This window comes from Natronomonas sp. EA1 (genome assembly GCF_051195035.1).
In the GTDB taxonomy this organism is placed as follows: Archaea; Halobacteriota; Halobacteria; order Halobacteriales; family Haloarculaceae; genus JBNTJV01.
In genome coordinates this window covers 490,682-509,060 of the sequence record NZ_JBNTJV010000003.1, presented here as the reverse complement: position 1 = coordinate 509,060, position 18,379 = coordinate 490,682, and the positions used below count along the sequence as shown (strand labels likewise).

At 68.7% G+C, this 18,379-nt stretch carries 24 protein-coding genes; 13 read left to right on the top strand and 11 right to left on the bottom strand.

What is annotated here, in order from left to right:
- Positions 1 to 7: 7 nt before the first annotated feature.
- Positions 8 to 1,051 carry an ATP-binding protein gene (locus tag ACQUQR_RS12265; protein WP_435196772.1) on the bottom strand — a complete coding sequence of 348 codons (1,044 nt, stop codon included), beginning with the start codon at positions 1,049 to 1,051 and terminating at the stop codon, positions 8 to 10.
- A gap of 73 nt (positions 1,052 to 1,124) precedes the next feature.
- Here ACQUQR_RS12265 and ACQUQR_RS12260 point away from each other — a divergent pair, with 73 nt between their 5' ends.
- The 4 genes from ACQUQR_RS12260 (at position 1,125) to ACQUQR_RS12245 (ending at position 4,211) form a co-directional block, all read left to right on the top strand.
- Entirely contained in the window at positions 1,125 to 1,559 is a 435-nt protein-coding gene (locus ACQUQR_RS12260) for an Ig-like domain-containing protein (RefSeq protein ID WP_435196771.1), read from the top strand.
- Positions 1,560 to 1,624: 65 nt separating this feature from the next.
- Entirely contained in the window at positions 1,625 to 2,584 is a 960-nt protein-coding gene (locus ACQUQR_RS12255; RefSeq protein WP_435196770.1) for a hypothetical protein, read from the top strand.
- Positions 2,581 to 3,402, top strand: a complete 822-nt coding sequence (locus ACQUQR_RS12250) for a mechanosensitive ion channel family protein (RefSeq protein ID WP_435196769.1) — start codon at positions 2,581 to 2,583, stop codon at positions 3,400 to 3,402. Before ACQUQR_RS12255 ends, ACQUQR_RS12250 begins: the two co-directional genes overlap by 4 nt.
- 41 nt (positions 3,403 to 3,443) lie before the next feature.
- The gene (locus tag ACQUQR_RS12245; RefSeq protein ID WP_435196768.1) at positions 3,444 to 4,211 is read left to right on the top strand and encodes an enoyl-CoA hydratase/isomerase family protein; all 768 of its coding nucleotides are present in this window, start codon (positions 3,444 to 3,446) and stop codon (positions 4,209 to 4,211) included.
- Here ACQUQR_RS12245 and ACQUQR_RS12240 read toward each other — a convergent pair.
- The 4 genes from ACQUQR_RS12240 to ACQUQR_RS12225 form a co-directional block, all read right to left on the bottom strand.
- A complete protein-coding gene (locus tag ACQUQR_RS12240) occupies positions 4,205 to 4,948 on the bottom strand; it encodes a protein-L-isoaspartate O-methyltransferase family protein (protein WP_435196767.1) in 744 nt (247 codons plus the stop codon). The two genes, ACQUQR_RS12245 and ACQUQR_RS12240, sit on opposite strands and share 7 nt — an antisense overlap.
- 21 nt (positions 4,949 to 4,969) lie before the next feature.
- On the bottom strand, positions 4,970 to 5,866 hold the full coding sequence (locus ACQUQR_RS12235) for a methyltransferase (RefSeq protein ID WP_435196766.1): 897 nt from the start codon (positions 5,864 to 5,866) through the stop codon (positions 4,970 to 4,972).
- Positions 5,867 to 5,903: 37 nt separating this feature from the next.
- Positions 5,904 to 6,557, bottom strand: coding sequence for an HVO_0476 family zinc finger protein (locus ACQUQR_RS12230; protein WP_435196765.1), 654 nt, complete (start codon positions 6,555 to 6,557; stop codon positions 5,904 to 5,906).
- 141 nt (positions 6,558 to 6,698) lie between these two features.
- Entirely contained in the window at positions 6,699 to 7,652 is a 954-nt protein-coding gene (locus tag ACQUQR_RS12225) for an aminopeptidase (RefSeq protein WP_435196764.1), read from the bottom strand.
- Positions 7,653 to 7,777: 125 nt separating this feature from the next.
- Between ACQUQR_RS12225 and ACQUQR_RS12220 the strand changes: the two genes are divergently transcribed.
- Entirely contained in the window at positions 7,778 to 8,791 is a 1,014-nt protein-coding gene (locus ACQUQR_RS12220) for a type II glyceraldehyde-3-phosphate dehydrogenase (protein WP_435196763.1), read from the top strand.
- Between the two features lie 74 nt (positions 8,792 to 8,865).
- Positions 8,866 to 9,246: an Hsp20/alpha crystallin family protein gene (locus ACQUQR_RS12215; RefSeq protein WP_435196762.1), complete on the top strand. Its 381-nt coding sequence runs from the start codon at positions 8,866 to 8,868 to the stop codon at positions 9,244 to 9,246.
- Positions 9,247 to 9,258: 12 nt separating this feature from the next.
- Here the strand turns inward: ACQUQR_RS12215 and ACQUQR_RS12210 are convergent, their stop codons facing one another.
- From ACQUQR_RS12210 to ACQUQR_RS12195, 4 genes are all read right to left on the bottom strand, one after another.
- Positions 9,259 to 10,119, bottom strand: coding sequence for an ATP-grasp domain-containing protein (locus tag ACQUQR_RS12210; protein WP_435196761.1), 861 nt, complete (start codon positions 10,117 to 10,119; stop codon positions 9,259 to 9,261).
- 1 nt (position 10,120) lies between these two features.
- Entirely contained in the window at positions 10,121 to 10,507 is a 387-nt protein-coding gene (locus ACQUQR_RS12205) for a type II toxin-antitoxin system VapC family toxin (RefSeq protein WP_435196760.1), read from the bottom strand.
- Complete coding sequence (locus tag ACQUQR_RS12200) at positions 10,504 to 10,704, bottom strand: hypothetical protein (RefSeq protein ID WP_435196759.1); 201 nt, start codon at positions 10,702 to 10,704, stop codon at positions 10,504 to 10,506. Before ACQUQR_RS12200 ends, ACQUQR_RS12205 begins: the two co-directional genes overlap by 4 nt.
- A 157-nt stretch (positions 10,705 to 10,861) precedes the next feature.
- Positions 10,862 to 11,395 (bottom strand): 50S ribosomal protein L16, encoded by a 534-nt coding sequence (locus ACQUQR_RS12195; RefSeq protein WP_435196758.1) that lies wholly within the window; start codon positions 11,393 to 11,395, stop codon positions 10,862 to 10,864.
- A 181-nt stretch (positions 11,396 to 11,576) separates the two neighbouring features.
- Between ACQUQR_RS12195 and ACQUQR_RS12190 the strand changes: the two genes are divergently transcribed.
- The 3 genes from ACQUQR_RS12190 (at position 11,577) to ACQUQR_RS12180 (ending at position 13,513) form a co-directional block, all read left to right on the top strand.
- The gene (locus ACQUQR_RS12190) at positions 11,577 to 12,545 is read left to right on the top strand and encodes a glutathione S-transferase family protein (RefSeq protein WP_435196757.1); all 969 of its coding nucleotides are present in this window, start codon (positions 11,577 to 11,579) and stop codon (positions 12,543 to 12,545) included.
- A 158-nt stretch (positions 12,546 to 12,703) separates the two neighbouring features.
- Entirely contained in the window at positions 12,704 to 12,856 is a 153-nt protein-coding gene (locus ACQUQR_RS12185; RefSeq protein ID WP_435196756.1) for a hypothetical protein, read from the top strand.
- 153 nt (positions 12,857 to 13,009) lie between these two features.
- Complete coding sequence (locus ACQUQR_RS12180) at positions 13,010 to 13,513, top strand: hypothetical protein (RefSeq protein WP_435196755.1); 504 nt, start codon at positions 13,010 to 13,012, stop codon at positions 13,511 to 13,513.
- A 174-nt stretch (positions 13,514 to 13,687) separates the two neighbouring features.
- Here ACQUQR_RS12180 and ACQUQR_RS12175 read toward each other — a convergent pair whose 3' ends face one another.
- Positions 13,688 to 14,896 carry an FG-GAP-like repeat-containing protein gene (locus tag ACQUQR_RS12175; RefSeq protein ID WP_435196754.1) on the bottom strand — a complete coding sequence of 403 codons (1,209 nt, stop codon included), beginning with the start codon at positions 14,894 to 14,896 and terminating at the stop codon, positions 13,688 to 13,690.
- 102 nt (positions 14,897 to 14,998) lie between these two features.
- Between ACQUQR_RS12175 and ACQUQR_RS12170 the strand changes: the two genes are divergently transcribed.
- The 4 genes from ACQUQR_RS12170 to ACQUQR_RS12155 are packed head-to-tail and all read left to right on the top strand — an operon-like array spanning position 14,999 to position 17,858.
- Positions 14,999 to 16,030, top strand: a complete 1,032-nt coding sequence (locus tag ACQUQR_RS12170) for a DUF7350 domain-containing protein (RefSeq protein ID WP_435196752.1) — start codon at positions 14,999 to 15,001, stop codon at positions 16,028 to 16,030.
- A 29-nt stretch (positions 16,031 to 16,059) separates the two neighbouring features.
- Positions 16,060 to 17,004 carry a DUF7282 domain-containing protein gene (locus ACQUQR_RS12165; protein WP_435196751.1) on the top strand — a complete coding sequence of 315 codons (945 nt, stop codon included), beginning with the start codon at positions 16,060 to 16,062 and terminating at the stop codon, positions 17,002 to 17,004.
- Positions 17,005 to 17,053: 49 nt separating this feature from the next.
- Positions 17,054 to 17,353 (top strand): DUF7471 family protein, encoded by a 300-nt coding sequence (locus ACQUQR_RS12160; protein WP_435196750.1) that lies wholly within the window; start codon positions 17,054 to 17,056, stop codon positions 17,351 to 17,353.
- Positions 17,346 to 17,858, top strand: a complete 513-nt coding sequence (locus ACQUQR_RS12155; protein ID WP_435196749.1) for a winged helix-turn-helix transcriptional regulator — start codon at positions 17,346 to 17,348, stop codon at positions 17,856 to 17,858. The genes ACQUQR_RS12160 and ACQUQR_RS12155 overlap by 8 nt, the downstream gene beginning before the upstream one ends.
- Position 17,859: 1 nt before the next feature.
- On the opposite strand, the gene ACQUQR_RS12150 is transcribed toward ACQUQR_RS12155, so the two are convergent.
- On the bottom strand, positions 17,860 to 18,306 hold the full coding sequence (locus ACQUQR_RS12150) for a hypothetical protein (RefSeq protein WP_435196748.1): 447 nt from the start codon (positions 18,304 to 18,306) through the stop codon (positions 17,860 to 17,862).
- Positions 18,307 to 18,379 lie beyond the last annotated feature (73 nt).

Here is an 18,379-nt window from a genome sequence, read left to right as displayed (position 1 = left end):
ACCACTGTTATCGCGCGGAACTATTCGACGGTTTCGGCTCCTGCCCGGCTCCGACAGCGTCGCCCTCGTCGGCGCGCGCGGTCGCGCCGCCGTGGTCGGTCCGGCGTTCTCGGATTCGGACGGCGTGGGCCCGCCCCGTCGCATCGTCGAAGACGAGGGCCTCACCCACGCCGTCGGGAAGCCGGTCGGCGAGCGACCCGGGGAGGTAGCTCGGGCGAGCGCGCGCCAGGCGCTCGCGGTCGGCCGCGCCGGTCAGCCGGTGGGCGACGAGCAGGTCCGCTTGCGAGATGGCGTAGTCGGGGAGCGCCGCGGGTCGCTGTGTCGCGGCGACGACGCTCACCCCCGGCGCGCGCCCCCGGGTGAACAGCCGCCGGAGCGCCGGCCCGGCCACACCCTCGAAGAAGCCGTGCGCCTCGTCGACGAGCAGCCAGGGAAGCGGGCCCGCTCCCTCCAGCCGTGCCCGATACAGCGCGCTCGCGACGGCCCGGACGACCGCGTTCGCGGGCGCGCGGTCGAGTTTCTGGAGCGCGAGCACCGACCCGTGGAGGGCCTCGACCGTGAGCCCGTCGGGGTCGAACACGCCCCAGTCCGCCGCGAGCTGGAGGTGGTTCACGGCTGCCTGCCGGTCGCTCGCGGGGGCGTCGGCGCGCTCCACGTGAGTGTGCATCCCTGCGAGCGTGTCGCTCGCGCCCGCACTCGCCCAGACGAGCGCGCCCGCTCCCGAGGTCGGGGCGAGCCCGAGGAGGTCGCACCACGCCCGGCCGTCGAGCGCGCTCGCGCGGACGCGAGGTCGAACTACGTCCAGCCCCGCGGCGGCGAGCCCCTCGAACGCCCCCATCGGGTCGCAGACGACGGGCGTCACCCCTCGCCGGGCCGCGAGCGCCTCCGCCAGCACGCCGAGGGTGTAGGACTTCCCGCTCCCGCGTTTCCCGACGACGACGCCCGCGTGCGCCCGGTCGATATCGAGTCCGACGGGGCCGCCGCGGCTCCCGTCCCGCGCGAGGTAGGTGCCCAGCTCCATCGCGTCGCGCTCACCGCCGATGACGGTCATGGGATGGCTGGCTCGCGTTCGTATATGAGTTCTCGGCCGAGGGTTTTTGTGGGGGAACGGGGCCAGCGACCCCATGTTCCGCATGGACAATCGCGGTATCGAGGGGCTGCCGGTGCGGCTCGTCGTCGCGCTCGTCGTCGGCGTCGCGTCGCTCTCGGTGATGATGAACATGATCTCCGGACTCTCCGCGCTCGGCGTCTCGGAGCTCGACATCCAGCCCGAACCCGAGGTGACCACCCCCGGCGAGCAGACCGTGGCGGTGCGGGTCGTCGATTCGGACGGGGCGCCCGTCTCGAACGCCACGGTGGTCGCCCGTGGGGACACGGCCCGGCTGGATGGGGTGGCAACCGCCCGCACGGACGCCGCGGGGGTGGCGACGCTCACGCTCGCCCCCTCGCTCGGGCCGAACCAGCCCGACGGCGAGGTCACCTTCGAGGTGAAACCCCCCGCGGGCAGCGAGTACGTCGACCGTCGCGGGAACACGCGGCTGCTGGTCGTCGCGGGCTGACTCCCCCACTGGACCCGTGGTGACGGCGGGCTAGGTATTTCCCCGCGGCGGTCGTCGGTCGGTGCGTGACTGGCGAGCGAGTCGATACCGAGACGCTGGGGCTCCCCGAGACGCCGGGGTTCACCGACGTGGACGCCGCGCTGCACGCGGGGGAGGGGACGGTCGCCATCGTCGGCGAGCCGTTCGCGGGCCGCGCGACCGTCCTCGACCATCTCGCCGAGCGCGCGGAGACGACCCGTCACTCGCTCGACCCGGGAGCGGACGCCCCCGATATCCCCGACTCGGGGACCCTCGTCGTCGACGACTGCCAGCAGCTCTACACCCGGCGCGTCGGGGGGTTCGACCCCCTCGACGCGTTCCTCGTGGCCGTCGCGCGAAGCGACGGGCTCGTCGTGACCGGCTGGAACGCCTTCTCGTGGGCGTATCTCACGCGCTCGCGGGCGGTCAAGCCGGCGTTCGACGCCGTGGTCCGGCTCCCCGACCTCGACGCCGGGGCGCTCGCGGCCCACCTCGACGGGGACGTGGAGTTCATCGCGAACCCGAACGACCGCCTGCCCGCCGTCGTGCGCGGCGAGTGGACGCCACGGGTGGCCGGGCGCTCGCTGTCGGTGCCGTATCCTCGAATCAATCGCGACTGGCTGACGCACGTCCGGACGAACGAGGGCGACCCCCGGGACGCGGTGTTCGAGCGGCTCGCGGCCGAATCGCGCGGCAACCCCGGGGTCGCACGGGCCATCTGGGAGCGGTCGGTTCGTGAGGGACGGCTCGCCCCCGCGTGGGTGGACGCGGGCGTCGAGAGCCCCGAACTCGACACCATCGAGGCGTTCACGCTCCGGGTCGTCCTCGCCAAGGAGCTGGCGACCCGCGGGGAACTCGACGCCGTGACGGGTCGGCGCGAGGTCGGTGGCGTCCTCCGGGCACTCGTCCGGCAGGGGCTCGTCGAACGCACGGAGACGGGGTACGCGCCCACGCCGGCGGGGCTCCCGACCGCGGCCAGGGCCGTCGACCGGAGGCGGATCCCGTGACCCAGTCCGACGCCCCGGTCGACGTTCCCGTCGACGTCCCGCTCGACATCCCGACGCTGACGGGGGTCGTCACGACCCTCCTCCTCGCGTACCTGTTCGCGCGGCTCGCGACCGCGGGGCTCACCGCCGTCTCGGAGCGGGCGGGGAACCGCCGTATCACGGTGAAGATGGTCATCCCCGTCGCGAAGTTCTGCATCTACGCCGCGGCGGTCTACTCCATCCTCGTCCCCATCCTGCAGGTGTCGGGGACGCAGCTGCTCGCGCTCTCGGGGCTCATCGGCGCCGCGATCGGGTTCGGCGTGAAGGACCTCGCCGCGGGCGTCATCGGCGGGTTCCTGCTCATCGTCGAGCGCCCGTATCAGGTCGGGGACAAGGTCGAGTTGGGCGGGACCTACGGCGAGGTGCGCGATATCGGCCTGCGCTCCACGCGGCTCGTCACCCCGGACGACTCCGCGGTGTCGGTCCCAAACGCGGCCGTGTTCGTGGAGGCCGTGACGAACGCCAACGACGGCAACGCGGAGATGCAGGTGGTCATCGACCTCCCGGTCGCCCACGGGGCCGACCACGACCGGGCGGCGACCATCGTCGAGGAGGCGCTTCTCACCTCGCCGTATCTCTACCTCACCGACGACCACCCCGTCGTCGTTCTCGTCGACGCGAAACCCACCCACCGCCGGATTCGAGGAAAGGCGTACGTGAACGACCTCCGCGACGAGTTCGCGTTCGACGCGGACGTGAGCCGGCGGGCGCTCGCGGCGTTCGACGAGGCCGGCATCGAGTCGCCGGCCCTCTCGCTCGCCGAGTCGGGCGACGCGTGACCGACCCGTAGTTTCAAGCCGACGCGCTCGCCTCTCCCGGTATGGCAATCCATCGCGATGACGACGGCGAGGCGGTGACGCTCACCATCTCGAACCCCGACCGGAAGAACGCCATCTCCGTCGAGGACAGCGTGACGCTCGCGGACCACATCCACGACGTGGCCCACGACGACTCGGTCCGGTGTGTCGTCCTCACGGGCGAGGGTGACGCCTTCTGTTCGGGGCTTGACCTCTCGGCCGGGATGGGGAGCGGCGGCCCGAGCGCGGAGCTCGAACGCGGCCTCAACCGTATCGCGCGCGGCCTGCTCCAGATGGAGAAACCCACGGTCGCGAAGGTCCACGGCGCGGCCGTCGGCGCGGGCGCCTCGCTCGCGACCGCCTGCGACTTCGTCTACGCCTCACAGGACGCCGTCTTCGGCTGGGGATTCACGAACATCGGGCTCGCTCCCGACACGGGGGCGACGTACGTCCTCCCACGGCTCATCGGGGTGCGGCGCGCCTTCGAGCTGCTGGCGACGGGCGAGGAGATCTCGGCGGAGGAGGCCGTCGCGCTCAACATCGTCAACGACGCGCTCCCGGCTGCGGACCTCGACGGGTTCGTCGAGGAGCGGGTGGCGACCCTGCTGAACCGGCCGACGAAGGCCGTCGCCGAGGCGAAGCGGCTCGTCTACCGCAACTCACACCGCTCGCTGGAGGAGGCGCTGCAGGGTGAGGCGCGCGCGCAGGAGGAGATGATAACGACCGACGACTTCGCGGAGGGGGTCGCCGCCTTCGCGGAGAAGCGCGACCCCGAGTTCACGGGTCAGTAACGGGCGTCCCAGTCGATCCACTCCTGTTCCCAGCCGCGCCGGCGCTCGAAGTGGCGCGCCGCGTGCTCGCGGTCCTCCCGCACCGTGCGGTTGCGCTCCGGCGTGGTCCCCTGCTCCCCGTCGACCAGCAGCGGTCGGAAGACGACGGTCCCGCGCTGCTCGACGACTGCTCCCGACGCGTCCACCCGACAGAGCTCCTGGCCCCCGCCACCGCCGACGGGGAGGACGAGCCGCCCCTCGGGCGCGAGCTGGCTGACGAGCCGTGCCGGCGGGTCGATGGCCGCGGCCTCCACCAGGATTCGGTCGTAGGGAGCGTACGCGGGGAGACCGCCCGCCCCGTCGAGACAGTCGACGAGGACGGCGCCGTAGCCCGCCCGGTCGAGGTTCTCCCTCGCGTCGTAGACCAGCCGGCGGTCGATGTCGACGGCGTGGACGTTCTCGGGGCCGACGAGCTCGGCGAGGACGGCGGCCGTGTAGCCGACGCCCGCCCCGACGACGAGGACTCGGTCGTCGGGCTCGGGCGCGACGGCCTCCAGCAGGCGAGCGGCGGTGCTCGGCGCGAGGATGCGGGTCCCGTACCGCTCGAACGCGCGGTCGGCGTACGCCTCCCCCTCCTCGACGAACTCGTGGCGGGGGACCTCCCGCATCGCGAGGCCGATGCTCTCCGTGTGTATCGCCCGTTTCGAGGCGTGTTGGAGGCTGTCGACCATGTCCTCGCGCAGCACCGCCGGGTCCATAGCCGAACTCGGGCGCGGGGGCTATTCAACCCCGCGCCCGCGGAGGGCGAACCGGTCGGTGCCGGGGACGTCTCGAACGTCGAGCCGGAGCCCGGCCGCCTCGAACACCCGCTCGAACGCCGCGCGCGTGTGCGTCCGCCCGGACTCGCCCCGCGCCCGCGCCTCGACCGCGTCGAGGGCCACCCCGGGGGTCTCACCGCGGAGGGGTTCGACGAGGACGACGGCTCCTTCGGAGCCGAGTGCCCCGGCCGCCCGCGCGAGGAGTCGGGTGAGGGCGGGCTCGTCGTATCGCCGGGCCACGTCGACGGCGATGACGAGGTCCGCGTCCGGGACCGTCCCAGAGGGGTCGCCCGCCACCGGTTCGACGGGCGTCGGGGCGAGGAGGGGTCTGATCTCCCCGATGATTTCGGGCGTCTCCACCAGCGTCACAGCCAGTCCCCGCTCGGCGGCCTCGCGGGCGTGTCGCCCCGGCCCGTCGGCGAGAACCGTTATCCGTTCTGCATCGGGGGTCGCCCGGAGCGCCTCGGTGACGACGGCCCTGACGTGCGCTTCCGGGGCGTCCTCCATCGCGCCCAGCCGATTGCGGAGGGCGTGGGTCGGCTCGGGGACCGGCTCCCCCCGGAGGGTGTCGGGAAGCGCGGCCCACCTCGTGAAATCGTCGAGCGCTTGCGGGAGGGTACCGATGGAGCGCAGGTCCGTCTTCGTGAGGAAGCCGAGGAGGCGATTCGTCGGTTCGTACTCCTCGCCCACGCGCTCGAGAAAGCCCTGCTCGGCGAGCGCGTCGACGAGGAGGGCCGCGTCGCGTTCGTCGAGCCCGGTCTCGGTCGCGACGCTCGCGGGGGTGCCGGCCGTCGAGAGGAGTGCGTCGAGGGCGCCCGAGTCGCGGGCGGCCCACAGGAGGCGGCGTTCGCGGTGCATGCCCCGCGTTCGGGACGGGGATGTTAGTGCCTTAGCCTTACCACGCCGACCAGGCGGTGGAGGACTCGTCGCGGGCGTAGAGCCGCTTGATGTCCTTCGCCTGCGCCGTGTCGCGGTCGTGGTCCAGCTGCTCGAAGTCGTACCGGGAGATGGCGTCGTCGCGGATGACGATCCCCTCGACGGTGAACTCCTCGCCGCCGTACTCGCTCGTCGCGCCGACGGTGAACTCCTCGTCGCCGGGCACCTGGATCTTCAGCGAGCGGGTCTCGTCGCGCCGCCCGTCCTTCGGGTGGAGCGTGAGGTTGACCGCCACGTTCCCCACCGCGCGGGTCCAGATGGTCCCCACGTCCTCGGCCTCGGCGAGCGCGTGGCGCTGGCCGTCCGGGTACTCCAAATCGGTGATGCGGACGGTGAGGATGGCCTCCTCCGTGTCGAGGAGGAACTCCTCGCCCTTCTTCAGCTTCCGCTCGGGGTCGACTTCCACCTGCGCGGTGAACGACTCGTCCTCCTGCGAGACGACGACGCGTCGCTCTATCGTCTCCTCTGCCGTGAGTTCCGTCTTGTGGACGTGGCCACATTCCGTACACCGGACGGTGGCGAGTCCACCCTCCTTCAGCAGTTCGTGCGCGGTCGGCTCGTCCGTCGAACACGACGGACAGCGGGCCGCGACACGCTCCGTGGGTTGGCTCATAGGGGCAGATTGCGTGTGCGGACGTAAAAGCGCGCGGACTGGGGTTTTCCGTCTGTCTCGGTCCCGCTGGGGTGAGTGCTGGTGCCGAGAACTACCGGAACAACGGCTCCGGGAGCGCTATGCGCTCCCCTCTTCACGGTTTCACCGCTGCGGCTCTGGGAGGTCGATGACCTCCCCATCCACGTACACCGTCGGCTCCCGCAACACGCCGTCGGAGTGGATCGGCGCCGAGACGTCCCCGCCGATGGAGGCGTCGTCACCCACCGCGATGTGGACCGTTCCGGCCGCCTTCTCGTCCAAGAGCACCGAGCCGACGAGTTCCGTGACCGCGAGGTTCGTCCCGATGCCGAGCTCGGCGAGGTTGTAGGCGTCCGCACCGACCTCCTCCGCGGCCGCCTCGAACTCCGCGGCCACGTCCGGGTCGTCGATGTCGGTGACGGTGCCGTCTTCCACCTCGAACCGGACGGTCTGGCCCGCTTCTAATAGGGAGTGCGGCGAGATGGTGCCGTCGACGACGAAGACGCCGTTCGCGTCGACGGGGGAGATGAACACCTCGCCCGCGGGGAGGTTCGAGAAGTCACCCGGCTCGTGGACGATGCCGGTGTCGTCGTGCCACTCCCGGTCGCCGAAGGCGAACGTGACGTCCGTCCCCTGCGGCGAGGTGACGCGGATCTCCTCGGCCCCTTCGACCTTGTCGAGCATCCGGGCACACTCCGCGGCGATGGCGTCGTAATCGGCATCGAGGCCGGTCGTGAACACCTCCTCGGTGATGCCGGGGAGGGTCGCACCGCGGGCACCCGCGGCGCAGGCGGCCGAGCGGGCGTCCGTGTGCGAGAGGGATTTCGTGGTGGGGGCGAGGAACACGTCCGCCTCCCGCATGGCCGCGGCGACGGGCGCAGGTGGCTCCTCGGCGTGCTGTGTTCGGGGCGGGAACCGGAGGAGCGTGGCGTCGGTCGTCACCTCGCGGCCGGCCTCGTACAGCGCCGCACCGATGGGGAGCCGCTCGTCGTCCGTGACGACGACGAGCGATTCGTGCGCGCGCAGGTCGAGACACTGGCCGATGGCGGTCTCTGCGGGGGTCCGGAGATCGGTCATGGTTCCATTTTTCCCCGCGGAGAGAAATGGCTTCCCCTCGCCTCCTCGGGGTTTACTCGCGACTCGGTGAATTTCGGGGTAGGAGTCTCGAAACGGTTAATGCGCGCGGCACGCGAGCCTCGCGCATGAGTAAGGTCGCCATCAACGGGTACGGGACCATCGGGAAGCGCGTGGCCGACGCGGTCGCGCTCCAGCCGGACATGGAACTGGTCGGCGTCGCCAAGACCCGACCGAACCACGAGGCCGAGACCGCGGTCGCGAAGGGCTACCCCCTCTACGCCGCCATCGAGGAGCGGCTTCCCCTGTTCGAGGAGGCCGGCATCGAGGTGGCCGGCACCGTCGAGGAACTCGTCGAGTCGGCCGACATCGTCGTCGACTGCTGTCCCTCCGGCATCGGCGCGGACAACAAAGCGCTTTACGAGGCGTACGACACCCCCGCGCTGTATCAGGGTGGCGAGAGCGCGGACCTCGTGGACGTCTCGTTCAACGCCCGCGGCAACTTCGAGCAGGCCGAGGGCGCGGACCACGTCCGCGTCGTCTCCTGTAACACGACCGGGCTCTCCCGGCTCCTCGCGCCGCTGCAGGAGGAGTACGGCGTGAAGAAGGCGCGGGTGACGCTCGTCCGCCGCGGTGGCGACCCCGGCCAGACCTCCCGGGGACCCATCAACGACATCCTCCCGAACCCGGTGACCCTCCCCTCCCACCACGGCCCCGACGTGAACACCATCTTCCCCGACCTCGCGATCGACACGCTCGGGATGAAGGTGCCCGCGACGCTGATGCACACCCACAGCGTGAACGTCCAGTTGGAGGAGGTTCCCACCGAAGAAGAGGTCAAAGCGCTCCTCGCCGAGGAGTCTCGACTGTTCCTCATCCCCCCCGAGTACGATATCGACGGCGCGGGCAAGCTGAAGGAGTTCGCGATGGACCGCGACCGGCCTCGGGCCGATATCTGGGAGAACTGCATCTGGGAGGAGTCCATCTCGATGGAGGACGACGACCTCTATCTGTTCCAGGCCATCCACCAGGAGTCCGACGTGATTCCGGAGAACGTCGACGCCATCCGCGCGGTGCTCGGGACGGCCGACCGCGAGGCGTCCATCGAGACGACGAACGAGGCCATCGGCGTCGGCTTCTGAGCTCCAGCTGACGGTTTGTCATCGGTTGACACGGACAGAAGGCTTTTGCCGTGGAGTCGCCTACCAGCGTTCGTATGCGTCGTGATGACCGCGACGACCCCTTCGACGACATCTTCCGCGAGATCGAGCGGATGATGGAAGAGATGACCGGTGGGAACGTGAACATCGACGCCGACGCGGGGTTCGGCGACGATGCGCATTTCTCCATCTACGAGACCGACGAGCAGCTCCGCGTCGTCGGTGACCTGCCGGGCATCGAGAAGGACGGTATCGACATCAAATGCGACGGCCGCCACCTCACCGTACGGGCGGCCTCCGACCACCGGGAGTACGAGGAGCGACTCACCCTCCCCGTGCGCGTCAACGAACACTCCGCGTCGGCGTCGTTCAACAACGGCGTCCTCGAGGTGACACTCGCCCGCGCCGACGACTCCTCGAAGATCGACCTGAACTGAGGCTCCCCGTTTTCAGGCGCCCGCCACGTCCTCGATGAGCGCCGCGAGCCGGTCGTAGAACCCGTCTTCGTACTTCGTTTCGCTATCGACCGTGGGCCGTGCGTTCGTCTCGTTCACCACCGCCCTTCCGTCCGAGACGAGGATATCCACGCCCAGCCACCGGATATCGAGCGCCTCGGCGGCGTCTTCCGCCAGCCGCCGGAGGTCGTCGGGCAGGTCGACCCCTCGTGCCTCGGCCCCGCGGTGGACGTTGTGCTTCCAGCCCCCGGATTTCAGTATCGAATCGGGCAGCCGTCGCTCCACGGCCCCCGCGAACTCCCCGTCGACGACCATCGCCCGGTAGTCCCGCGCGTCGGGGAGATACTCCTGGACGAGGAACGACCTGTCCCCCGTCGCGCGGTAGTCGTGGACTAAGGAGAGGTAGTCCGTCACGCCGAGGAAGGAGTCGAGGTCGTGGGCCTTCGCCACGCCCACCCCCCGCGTCGTGGAGTTGGGTTTCACGACGACGGGGGACTCGAACCGTTCGAACGCAGCCCGGAGGTCTGCTTGCCCCACCTGATTCGACACCAGCACCGTCTCGGGCGTGGGCACGCCCGCCCGGCGCAGGCGCGCGAGCGCCCCGGCCTTGTTTCTGGAACGAAGAATCGCTTCCCGGTCGTTCACCCAGGGCACGTCGAGGATGGCGTCGGCAACTCCACCCTCCATCAGTCGCGAGGGGAAGACGAACCCGGCGTCGAACTCGCCCAAATCCGAATCGAGGGGAAGCAGGCGTTCGCTCGTCGGGACGTACTCGGCCTCGATACCGCGCTCTCTGAGGGGTGTCCTGATGCGGTCGAGGGTCTCGGCGTTCGTGGCGACGGTGAGTTTGAGCATTTTACACCAATTCCGCCGGGGCTACAGCGCCGGCGTCTTGCAATTCAGCACCGAACGTCACGAGATTCGCACCGATATCGTCAGCCAGTGAGAGGAGGAGACAATCTATCGGATACAAGAAATTCTGTTTTTGCATCGTGTATCCGTTGAGGATGTCGTCTCGTTCAAGTGCGTACACGTCTGTCCGGGCAACTATCCCGCCGATAGTCCGTTCGATGGCCTCCTTTTCGATTCGCTTCTTTTTGCTCAAAACGGTTCGAACCTCCATCAACGTCGTCACCGAGACACAGAACTCGTGCTCCTGTTTCAGTAGTGCTGTCGCTTCGCCTCCGCCATCCTCCTCCACCATCGCAGCGACGAGGACGTTGGCATCGACGAGTAGTCTCATTCCTTCTCGCGACGGCGAACCGTCCGGACCTCTTCGACCGGGTCGATGTCGAGTGAACTGAACCGCCCGGAGAGGAACTCCCCCAACGAAAGCTCTTGATTCTCCTCAGAGAGGAACTCACCGAGTGAGTCCTGCTGTTCGTCGTCGGGTCTTACGTCTTCGAACGGTGGACTCCCTCGACGGACGTGACTTCCCATGCTGGCACGAACGTCCTACCCGAACAAAGAGTTTCGGCCGGATTGTTCGGCACTTCTGGGACCTGTGTGGGTGGCTATCCAGACCTCTCGGCATTCACCGAACGAACACACCTGCCACTCTGCACCGGGCGAAAACGGGAAAGAGAGACGGACCGCGTTACGCGACGAGCAGCTCCTCACCGCGCTCGACCTTGATGCGGCACGGCGGGGAGATTTTGTTGTACGCGCGGCGCAGCGAGTCCTTCACGACGGGGGCGTCCTCGGGGTTACACCAGACGGTAAAGAGCTGTTCGCCGGCGTAGACGCGCGCGGCGGTGCCGACGATCTTCCCGAACGACTGGCGCATCCCGTCGGAGACACGGTCCGCACCCGCACCGGTCGCCTGCTTGTTCTCGCGCAGGACCTGGTGGGGGAACTTCCGGAGGATCATCTTGTAGTCGCCGTTCTCGCCGAGCTCCTTCAGCAGGCGACGGTTGGCGGAGAGCCGGGAGGCTTCGAGCGAGCCGTGGCGGATCTGCATCGACTCCTCGACGATGAGCGAGATCTGGACGGGGTAGTCCTCGGGCTCTTTGTCCTTGCGGCCCATCTTGTGCTGTGCGATCTTCGATCCGGGAATCCCGGTGATGTACTCGCGACGGGTGTACGACGGCTTGTCGATGTCCCGGTACATCGAGGCAGGTTTGTCGCTCATATTACGTGGAACTACTGCCGAGTACGTGGATAAAGCCTTCGAAGCGGGATGACGCCGGCGTTCGGTTCACTCGCCGGGACGGGGAGTCGAGCGGTGGTGCAGGCGCGGTGGTGTGCGGGTTCCCCGGTGACATCCGTGTCGCCACTACGCCTATCCGTTCTCATCCCCAACCTACGAACGAATGCACCAGTTCGTCAACGGGGAGTGGCTCTCGGAGGAGGAGTACCAGGCCACCAACGAGTCGGGAGAGTTCGAGCGACAGCCGACCTCGTTCCGCGAGTTCATCGGCGAGGAGTACCCCGCGGAGTCCGGGCGCTATCACCTCTACGTCTCGTACGCCTGCCCGTGGGCCCACCGGACGCTCATCACGCGAAAGCTGAAGGGGCTCGAAGACGCCATCTCCGTCGACTACGTCGACCCGTACCGTGACGAGGACGGTTGGCAGTTCACGCCCGGGAAGAAGGGCTGCTCGGCCGACTCCATCAACGGCTTCGACTACCTGCGGGAGGCGTACGTCGAGGCGGACCCGGAGTACACGGGTCGCGTGACGGTGCCCGTGCTGTGGGACAGGGAAGAGGAGACCATCGTCAACAACGAGTCGAAGGAGGTCATGCGGATGCTCGACACGGCGTTCGACGGAAACGGCGTCGACCTCTACCCCGAGGGGTACCGCGAGGCGGTCGACGACCGCATCGAGGCCATCTACGAGCCCATCAACAACGGCGTGTATCGGGCGGGGTTCGCGGAGTCACAGAAGGCGTACGACAGCGCCGTCCGCGAGCTGTTCAACGAACTCGACCGCTGGGACGAGGTGCTGGCGGACCAGCGCTATCTCGCCGGTGACCGCCTCACCGAGGCCGACATCGCGATGTACACGACCCTCGTCCGCTTCGATCAGGTCTACCACACCCACTTCCGCTGTAACCGCAAGCACATCTACGAGTACGACAACCTCTGGCCGTACCTGCGTGACCTGTATCAGACGCCCGGCTTCGGGGAGACGACCAACATGAGCCACATCAAGGAGCACTACTACACCACTCACGATTCGCTGAACCCGAAGAAGCTCATCCCGGTCGGTCCGAACCTCGACTTCGAGGCTCCGCACGGCCGCGACGCGCTGCCCGGCGAGCCCCCGCTCCCGCAGTAACCGCGCCGCCTCCTTCGGTTTCGTCCTCGTTCCCCGTTCTGCCATTCACATTCGGTCTCCAGCTCTCCGGCTCAGCCGCTGGCTTCCGTTCCGTATCCTGTCCCCGGAGCGGGGGGTGCCGACACTATTATATCCATGCGTGGCATTGACTCTCACGTATGGGAGACACGAAGCGCGGACGCGAACGGAAAGGTCGTGTGAAGCGTCAGCAGCGCCGTGAGCGCGAGATCGAGAAGGCGATGGAGAACCGCGACGAGGAACTCGATTTCGACGACCTCTACGAGGATATGGAGTCCGACTTCGAGTACTGACCTGACTCAGAGCTTCTCGGTGGCTATCGCCACCACCTTGCCATCACCGTACATGAGGTACACCTCCGCGACGCCGTCGCCGTCGGTTCTTTCATTCGGGAGACGCCGTGCTGACCACTTGTGTTTATCACCCGATAGTGGGTCGTACTGTCCGTGAGTCAGGACGCGCCTCGTATCACTGACCTCTCCTCGATTAGCGCGGAGAATTTCAAGTTCAGGAACACCTCGTTCCTGATGAGCGAGGCGCAGTACGACGTGGGGCCGCACGCGTCGAAAGAAGCCGTGCGCCGTGAAATCTGGGTCGTTCGAAACGGTGACCTTCGGCGCGTCATCCGTGACTTCCCGACCGAGGCTCCGTTAGTCGAGCAGTGTGCGCTCTGGATGCACGCCGTCGTCGGGAAGCATTTCTTTCGAGATGCCAACCATCGAACCGCAATCGCACTTCTCCGCAAGCTGCTCACCGAAAACGGCATCGAGCTGGGATCGTGGTCCCCTGACCGCACGAGGCAGGCTAGAGACGAGTCGCACGAGGTTCGCCGAGCGATTCCGAATGTAACCCTGGATACGCTGTACGAGAAAGACGAGCTGTACGAGGTGTGGCTCCGCTACTTCCGCGATGTACTACCGCAGGAATACGTCGACTGCACCGAGAGCTGATTACTCGTCGTCCGTGTCCGCAAGGGCCGCGTACAGCTCGGGGTTCTCCTCGACATCCCGAGCCATATCCCGCTCCGCCTCCCAGTTCATGCTCATGAGGTAATTAATGAATCACTCATTGATTAGTCTTTTGTACGGGTGTTCGTCCGAATTTGGCCATCCACGGGCGTCTCTCTACACCTTCTCGGTGGCTATCGCCACCACCTTGCCATCACCGTACATGAGGTAGACCTCCGCGACGCCGTCGCCGTCGGTGTCCCCGAGCGTCGCGTGCGTGTAGATGCTCGCGTCGCGCTCGTAGACGCCCCGGATCTCTCCCGACGGGGAGACGACGAGCGCCCGCCCGTTGTTCGTGGTGGCGACGATCTCCGGCTCGCCGTCCCCGGTCACGTCACCCACGACGGGCGGCGGCGTCATCTGGACGGCCTCGCTCGTGAGCGTGGTCTCCCACTCCGTTTCGCCGGAAGGCCCGTCGAGCGCCCGCAGGGTGGCGTCCCGCGCGGTGGCGTACACCTCCGCGGTCCCGTCGCCGTCCGCGTCGACCACGGCACCGACCGCGGCGAGCCTGCCGAGAGAGCGCTCCCACAGCAGGGAGCCGTCGCCGTCGAACGCCTGCACCGCGCCCGCCTCCGTGGCGACGACGAACTCCGGGGCGCCGTCGCCGTCGAGGTCACCGTGCGCCGTCCACGTCACGCCCCCGTCGGTCTCGGTTCGCCAGAGCCGTTCACCCGCGGCGTCGAACGCGAGGGCCGTGCCGTTCCCGATGCCGAGGACGATCTCGGGGCGCTCGTCCCCCGTGAAGTCGGCGACTGCGGGTGCGCTCCACGAGAACGCGTCGAGCGAGCGGTTCCATAGCTTCCCCGTCTCGTTGACGACGTACAGCGTCCCGTCGATGTCCGTCACGACGATCTCGTTTACGCCATCGCCCGTCACGTCCGCGACGACGGGCTTCGTGTAGCCGTAGTTCGACAGGGGAAACGTGAACTCCTCGTCCCCCGTGAGCGCGTCGTAGGCGACCAGTTCCTTCTCCGTCGTCGCGGCGAGCAGCTCTACGGTGCCGTCGCCGTCGTAATCGGCGAGGGTGGGGTCCGCGACGGCGTGGATGGTGCAGGCCTCGGGAGCGATGGTGTCGCGCCAGCGTTCGCTCCCCGTCCCGTCGAAGACGAGCAGGGCACAGCCGCCCTCACCCTGTCGACCGCCGACGGGTGCGGCGATGACGGCCTCCCCCTCGACCCGCCCCGCGGCGATGGCGTGGTGGTTCCCCTGCACGGATGACCCGCCGGCGGTCCACCGCTCCTCGAGCGTGGGCGCGTCGGCACCCGGCCCGCCGCCGAGACAGCCGGCGAGCACGAGGAGGACGGCGAGTGCGAGGATACCTCTCATACCGGTGGGTATCGCTCCTCCGCGTAAAGTCCTGTTTCTCCCACCCCGGGATTCGAGAGGTCTACCAGAACCCCTTACCGAGGTCGGACCCATGGTACGGCAATGAACCGACGGCACCTCCTCCGCGCCGGCCTCGCCGCGGGTCTCACCGGCCTCGCGGGCTGTACGGGCGGCGACGGATCTGCCGATGACTCGACGACCTCTTCGACTCCGACTACCACTCCTAGTGTGGACCTCCCCAGCGGCATCTACGTCCAGCAGTTCCGCGAGACGATGGCGATGCAGGGGATGGGAACGGCCGGCCCCTACCGCGTCGGCCTGATGTACTCCGCTCCCCACGCCTTCTGGAACGTCAACGGCACGTCCGTCCAGAAGACCGAGGCCTTCGGCGACATCCACCTGATGGCTACCGTCTTCGACCCCGAGACGGAGACGGTCATCCCGGAGACCGGGCTCTCCATCGAGATCGAGAAGGAGGGTGAGTTCGTCTCACAGGAGGTCATCTACCCGATGCTCTCCCAGCGAATGGGTGTTCACTACGGCGGGAACTTCGGGCTCGACGGCGACGGCTCCTACACCGCGAACGTGAGCGTCGGGGGGCTCCCGATCGAGACACGGGGGTCGTTCGAGGGGAAGTTCGACGCGGCCGCGTCCACCGTTATCGACTTCGAATTCACCGACGAGGAGCGTGCGAAGGTGAAGTCGGAACGGCTCGACGCCTACGGAAAGCCGGGGGCGGTACAGCCGATGGAGATGGGGATGATGCCCACCGGCTACGCACCCTCCCAGAACGACCTGCCGGGCTACCGCGGGGCGGTGATGAGCGACGACGCGCGGTTCCTCGTCGGCCACCACGAGGGACGGCTCTACGCCTCGGCCCGCACCCGCTACAACGGCCTGTTCCTCCCCGCTGCGGGCGTGGAGGCGACCGTCACTCGTGGGTCCGAGACGGTGTTCGAGGGGGAGCTCGTCCGGATGCTCGACCCGACGCTCGGCTACCACTACGGGACCGATGTCGCCGTCGAGTCCGGCGACGAACTGGAACTCCGCGTGACGACCCCCCCGCAGGTCGCCCGCCACCAGGGGTACGAGCGGGCGTTCCTCCAGTTCGAGCCGATGTCTTTGACACTGTGAGTTTTCCCGCTGGGGACCTATCTGGAGGTATGAAGCGTTCGCTCGTCGTCGTGCTCGTCTGTGCGCTCCTGCTCGCCGTTCCCGCGAGCGCGCACGTGAATCACGCGACGGCCCCGCCCCAGCAGTCGGCGGACGGCACGGTCGTCGTCGAGACGGCCTTCATCGCCGTCGACGGCTGGGCGGTGGTCCACACCGACGCGAACGGCAAGCCGGGCGAGCCCATCGGCCACACCGCACTCGCGGGCGAAGGCGGGCTCGAAACCGACGTGCGGGTCACCATCGACGACGCCGTCTGGAGCGAGTGGGAGGGTGCACGCGACGTGTGGGTCGTCCTCCACCGCGACGACGGCGACGGCGTCTTCGAGCCCGACGAGGACAACCCGCTCTCGAACTTCGGCCAGCCCGCCGGCGAGCGGTTCGTCCTCGAGCGGAACGCCACGGCCGTCGTCACCGCCGCGGGGTTCGCCCCCCAGCGCGTGACGGAGACCGTCCGCGTCCGCACCGCCACGCTCCCGGAAGCGGGGCACCTCGTCCTCCACAACGTCTCTGCCGGCGAGCGCGGTGCCGTGCTCGGTGTCGTCGCGCTCTCGGCGGGCACACACGAGAACGTCTCCGTCCCCGTCTCGGGGCTCCCGGCCGACCGCGCCACCCTCGATGCCGTGCTCTACACCGACGACGGGGACGGACAGTTCACCGAGGCCGACACCCCCGTCCGGGCCGGCGAGAAGGCGGTCGCCACGCGCTTCGGCGTCCGGGTCCTGACGGGCGATGAGACGCCGACGCCGACTCCGGACGAGTCGGCCATCGTGACCACGGCGACCCCCCTGCCGACCGACTTCGAACCGCCGACCGAGGCGCCCGGCGACACGGGGACCGAGACGCCCACCCGTGGGACGGCCCCCGGTTTCGGCGTCGTCGTGGCCGTGCTGGCCCTGCTCGCCGCGGTCGTCCTCGCCCGCCGGAGGCGACCGTGACGGTCGAAACGGCTTTTTCCACGCGGCTACTCGGTCAGGGTGATGCCCCGTGACCGAGGAGTTCATTCTGGCCGTCCTGCTCGCCATCGCCGGACTGGCGTCGGCGGCCGTCATCGGCCTCTCGCTCGCCGCGCTCCTTCGCCGAAAATCGTGGTCGTACCTCCTCGTCACGCTCGCACTCGCCACCCTGCTCGCCCGCACGGCGGTCGCGGTCGGCACGATGTGGGGGATGATTCCCGATTCGGCACACCACACGCTCGAACACGGGCTGGACGTGGCGATGGCCAGCCTCGTCATCGCCGCGGTGTACACGGCGCGGACGGCGCGCCGGGAGGCGAAATATGAGTGAGACCCGCGAACGCATCGCCGGCCACATCGCGGCCGACCCCGGCGTCCACTTCTCCGCGCTCGGCCGCGAGCTGGACCTCGCACCCGGACAGGTGCAGTACCACCTCCACCGCCTGCTGGAGGCGGACCGGGTCGTGAGTGCGGACCACTACGGCCGCACCCACTACTTCACGCCGGAGTACGACCCGTGGGAGCGGGCCGCCCTCGCCCTCCTCCGCCGGGAGACCGCCGCCGACATCGTCGGCGTCTTGATGGCCGATGGCCCTCTTCCAGCCGGGGAGACGGCCGAACGAGCCGGTATCGCCCGCTCCACGCTGGAGTGGCACCTCGACCGGCTGTGTGAGCAGGGACTCGTCGAAAAACAGCGCGACACCTACGGTCGGGTCACGCTCGTGCTCTCACGGCCCGAGCGCACCGCCCGCCTGCTCAAACGCGCGGAGCCGTCGATGCCCGCCCGGCTGGTGGACCGCTTCACCCGGCTCGTCGACTCGCTGCTCGCGGAATGACCTACTCTACCGTCAGCGACGCCGTTCCGGAGAGCCCGTGGTGCGCGCCGACCTCGCCGCGCTCCCAGCGGAGTTCGACTTCGGTGTCGCCCGCTTCGAGGCCGGTGCCTTCGACTGGGAAGACGAGGGTCAGCCCCGAATCCGCGTGGTCAGCGCCGACGAAACTGGTGACGGGTCGTGCGCCCGCGCCGTCCACGGCCACGACATCGCTCACGCCGAGGCGGTAGCGCTCGGCGATGCGCCGGCCCTGTTTCGCCAGCGGGTCGAACTCCTCGCTCGGGCGCACGGTGACTGCGAGGTGCGTCTCCGAGTCGAGCCGGAGCGTGTCGTCGCCCCCCGGCGTCCGGACGGTGAACTCCAGTCCCTCGGGGAAGTGCGCGGCGGCGGTGCCGACGGTCGTCACGCCGAGTGCCGCGAGCCCGACGGCTGCGCCTGTACTGCGAAGCATACTGCGTCTGCTGAGTGCCATACCCCAGGAACGTTGGGAGATACTGAAGCCGTTCTGGCACGAGTCTCGAACG

What these genes read in the sequence shown, in the direction of transcription:
- ACQUQR_RS12195 (WP_435196758.1), bottom strand. Translation starts at nt 11,395, where the DNA reads ATGAGCGACAAACCTGCCTCGATGTACCGGGACATCGACAAGCCGTCG.
- ACQUQR_RS12170 (WP_435196752.1), top strand. Translation starts at nt 14,999, where the DNA reads ATGAACCGACGGCACCTCCTCCGCGCCGGCCTCGCCGCGGGTCTCACC.
- ACQUQR_RS12225 (WP_435196764.1), bottom strand. Translation starts at nt 7,652, where the DNA reads ATGACCGATCTCCGGACCCCCGCAGAGACCGCCATCGGCCAGTGTCTC.
- ACQUQR_RS12200 (WP_435196759.1), bottom strand. Translation starts at nt 10,704, where the DNA reads ATGGGAAGTCACGTCCGTCGAGGGAGTCCACCGTTCGAAGACGTAAGA.
- ACQUQR_RS12260 (WP_435196771.1), top strand. Translation starts at nt 1,125, where the DNA reads ATGTTCCGCATGGACAATCGCGGTATCGAGGGGCTGCCGGTGCGGCTC.
- ACQUQR_RS12235 (WP_435196766.1), bottom strand. Translation starts at nt 5,866, where the DNA reads ATGCACCGCGAACGCCGCCTCCTGTGGGCCGCCCGCGACTCGGGCGCC.
- ACQUQR_RS12240 (WP_435196767.1), bottom strand. Translation starts at nt 4,948, where the DNA reads ATGGACCCGGCGGTGCTGCGCGAGGACATGGTCGACAGCCTCCAACAC.
- ACQUQR_RS12265 (WP_435196772.1), bottom strand. Translation starts at nt 1,051, where the DNA reads ATGACCGTCATCGGCGGTGAGCGCGACGCGATGGAGCTGGGCACCTAC.
- ACQUQR_RS12165 (WP_435196751.1), top strand. Translation starts at nt 16,060, where the DNA reads ATGAAGCGTTCGCTCGTCGTCGTGCTCGTCTGTGCGCTCCTGCTCGCC.
- ACQUQR_RS12210 (WP_435196761.1), bottom strand. Translation starts at nt 10,119, where the DNA reads ATGCTCAAACTCACCGTCGCCACGAACGCCGAGACCCTCGACCGCATC.
- ACQUQR_RS12230 (WP_435196765.1), bottom strand. Translation starts at nt 6,557, where the DNA reads ATGAGCCAACCCACGGAGCGTGTCGCGGCCCGCTGTCCGTCGTGTTCG.
- ACQUQR_RS12150 (WP_435196748.1), bottom strand. Translation starts at nt 18,306, where the DNA reads ATGCTTCGCAGTACAGGCGCAGCCGTCGGGCTCGCGGCACTCGGCGTG.
- ACQUQR_RS12220 (WP_435196763.1), top strand. Translation starts at nt 7,778, where the DNA reads ATGAGTAAGGTCGCCATCAACGGGTACGGGACCATCGGGAAGCGCGTG.
- ACQUQR_RS12190 (WP_435196757.1), top strand. Translation starts at nt 11,577, where the DNA reads ATGCACCAGTTCGTCAACGGGGAGTGGCTCTCGGAGGAGGAGTACCAG.
- ACQUQR_RS12245 (WP_435196768.1), top strand. Translation starts at nt 3,444, where the DNA reads ATGGCAATCCATCGCGATGACGACGGCGAGGCGGTGACGCTCACCATC.
- ACQUQR_RS12185 (WP_435196756.1), top strand. Translation starts at nt 12,704, where the DNA reads ATGGGAGACACGAAGCGCGGACGCGAACGGAAAGGTCGTGTGAAGCGT.
- ACQUQR_RS12215 (WP_435196762.1), top strand. Translation starts at nt 8,866, where the DNA reads ATGCGTCGTGATGACCGCGACGACCCCTTCGACGACATCTTCCGCGAG.
- ACQUQR_RS12155 (WP_435196749.1), top strand. Translation starts at nt 17,346, where the DNA reads ATGAGTGAGACCCGCGAACGCATCGCCGGCCACATCGCGGCCGACCCC.
- ACQUQR_RS12175 (WP_435196754.1), bottom strand. Translation starts at nt 14,896, where the DNA reads ATGAGAGGTATCCTCGCACTCGCCGTCCTCCTCGTGCTCGCCGGCTGT.
- ACQUQR_RS12205 (WP_435196760.1), bottom strand. Translation starts at nt 10,507, where the DNA reads ATGAGACTACTCGTCGATGCCAACGTCCTCGTCGCTGCGATGGTGGAG.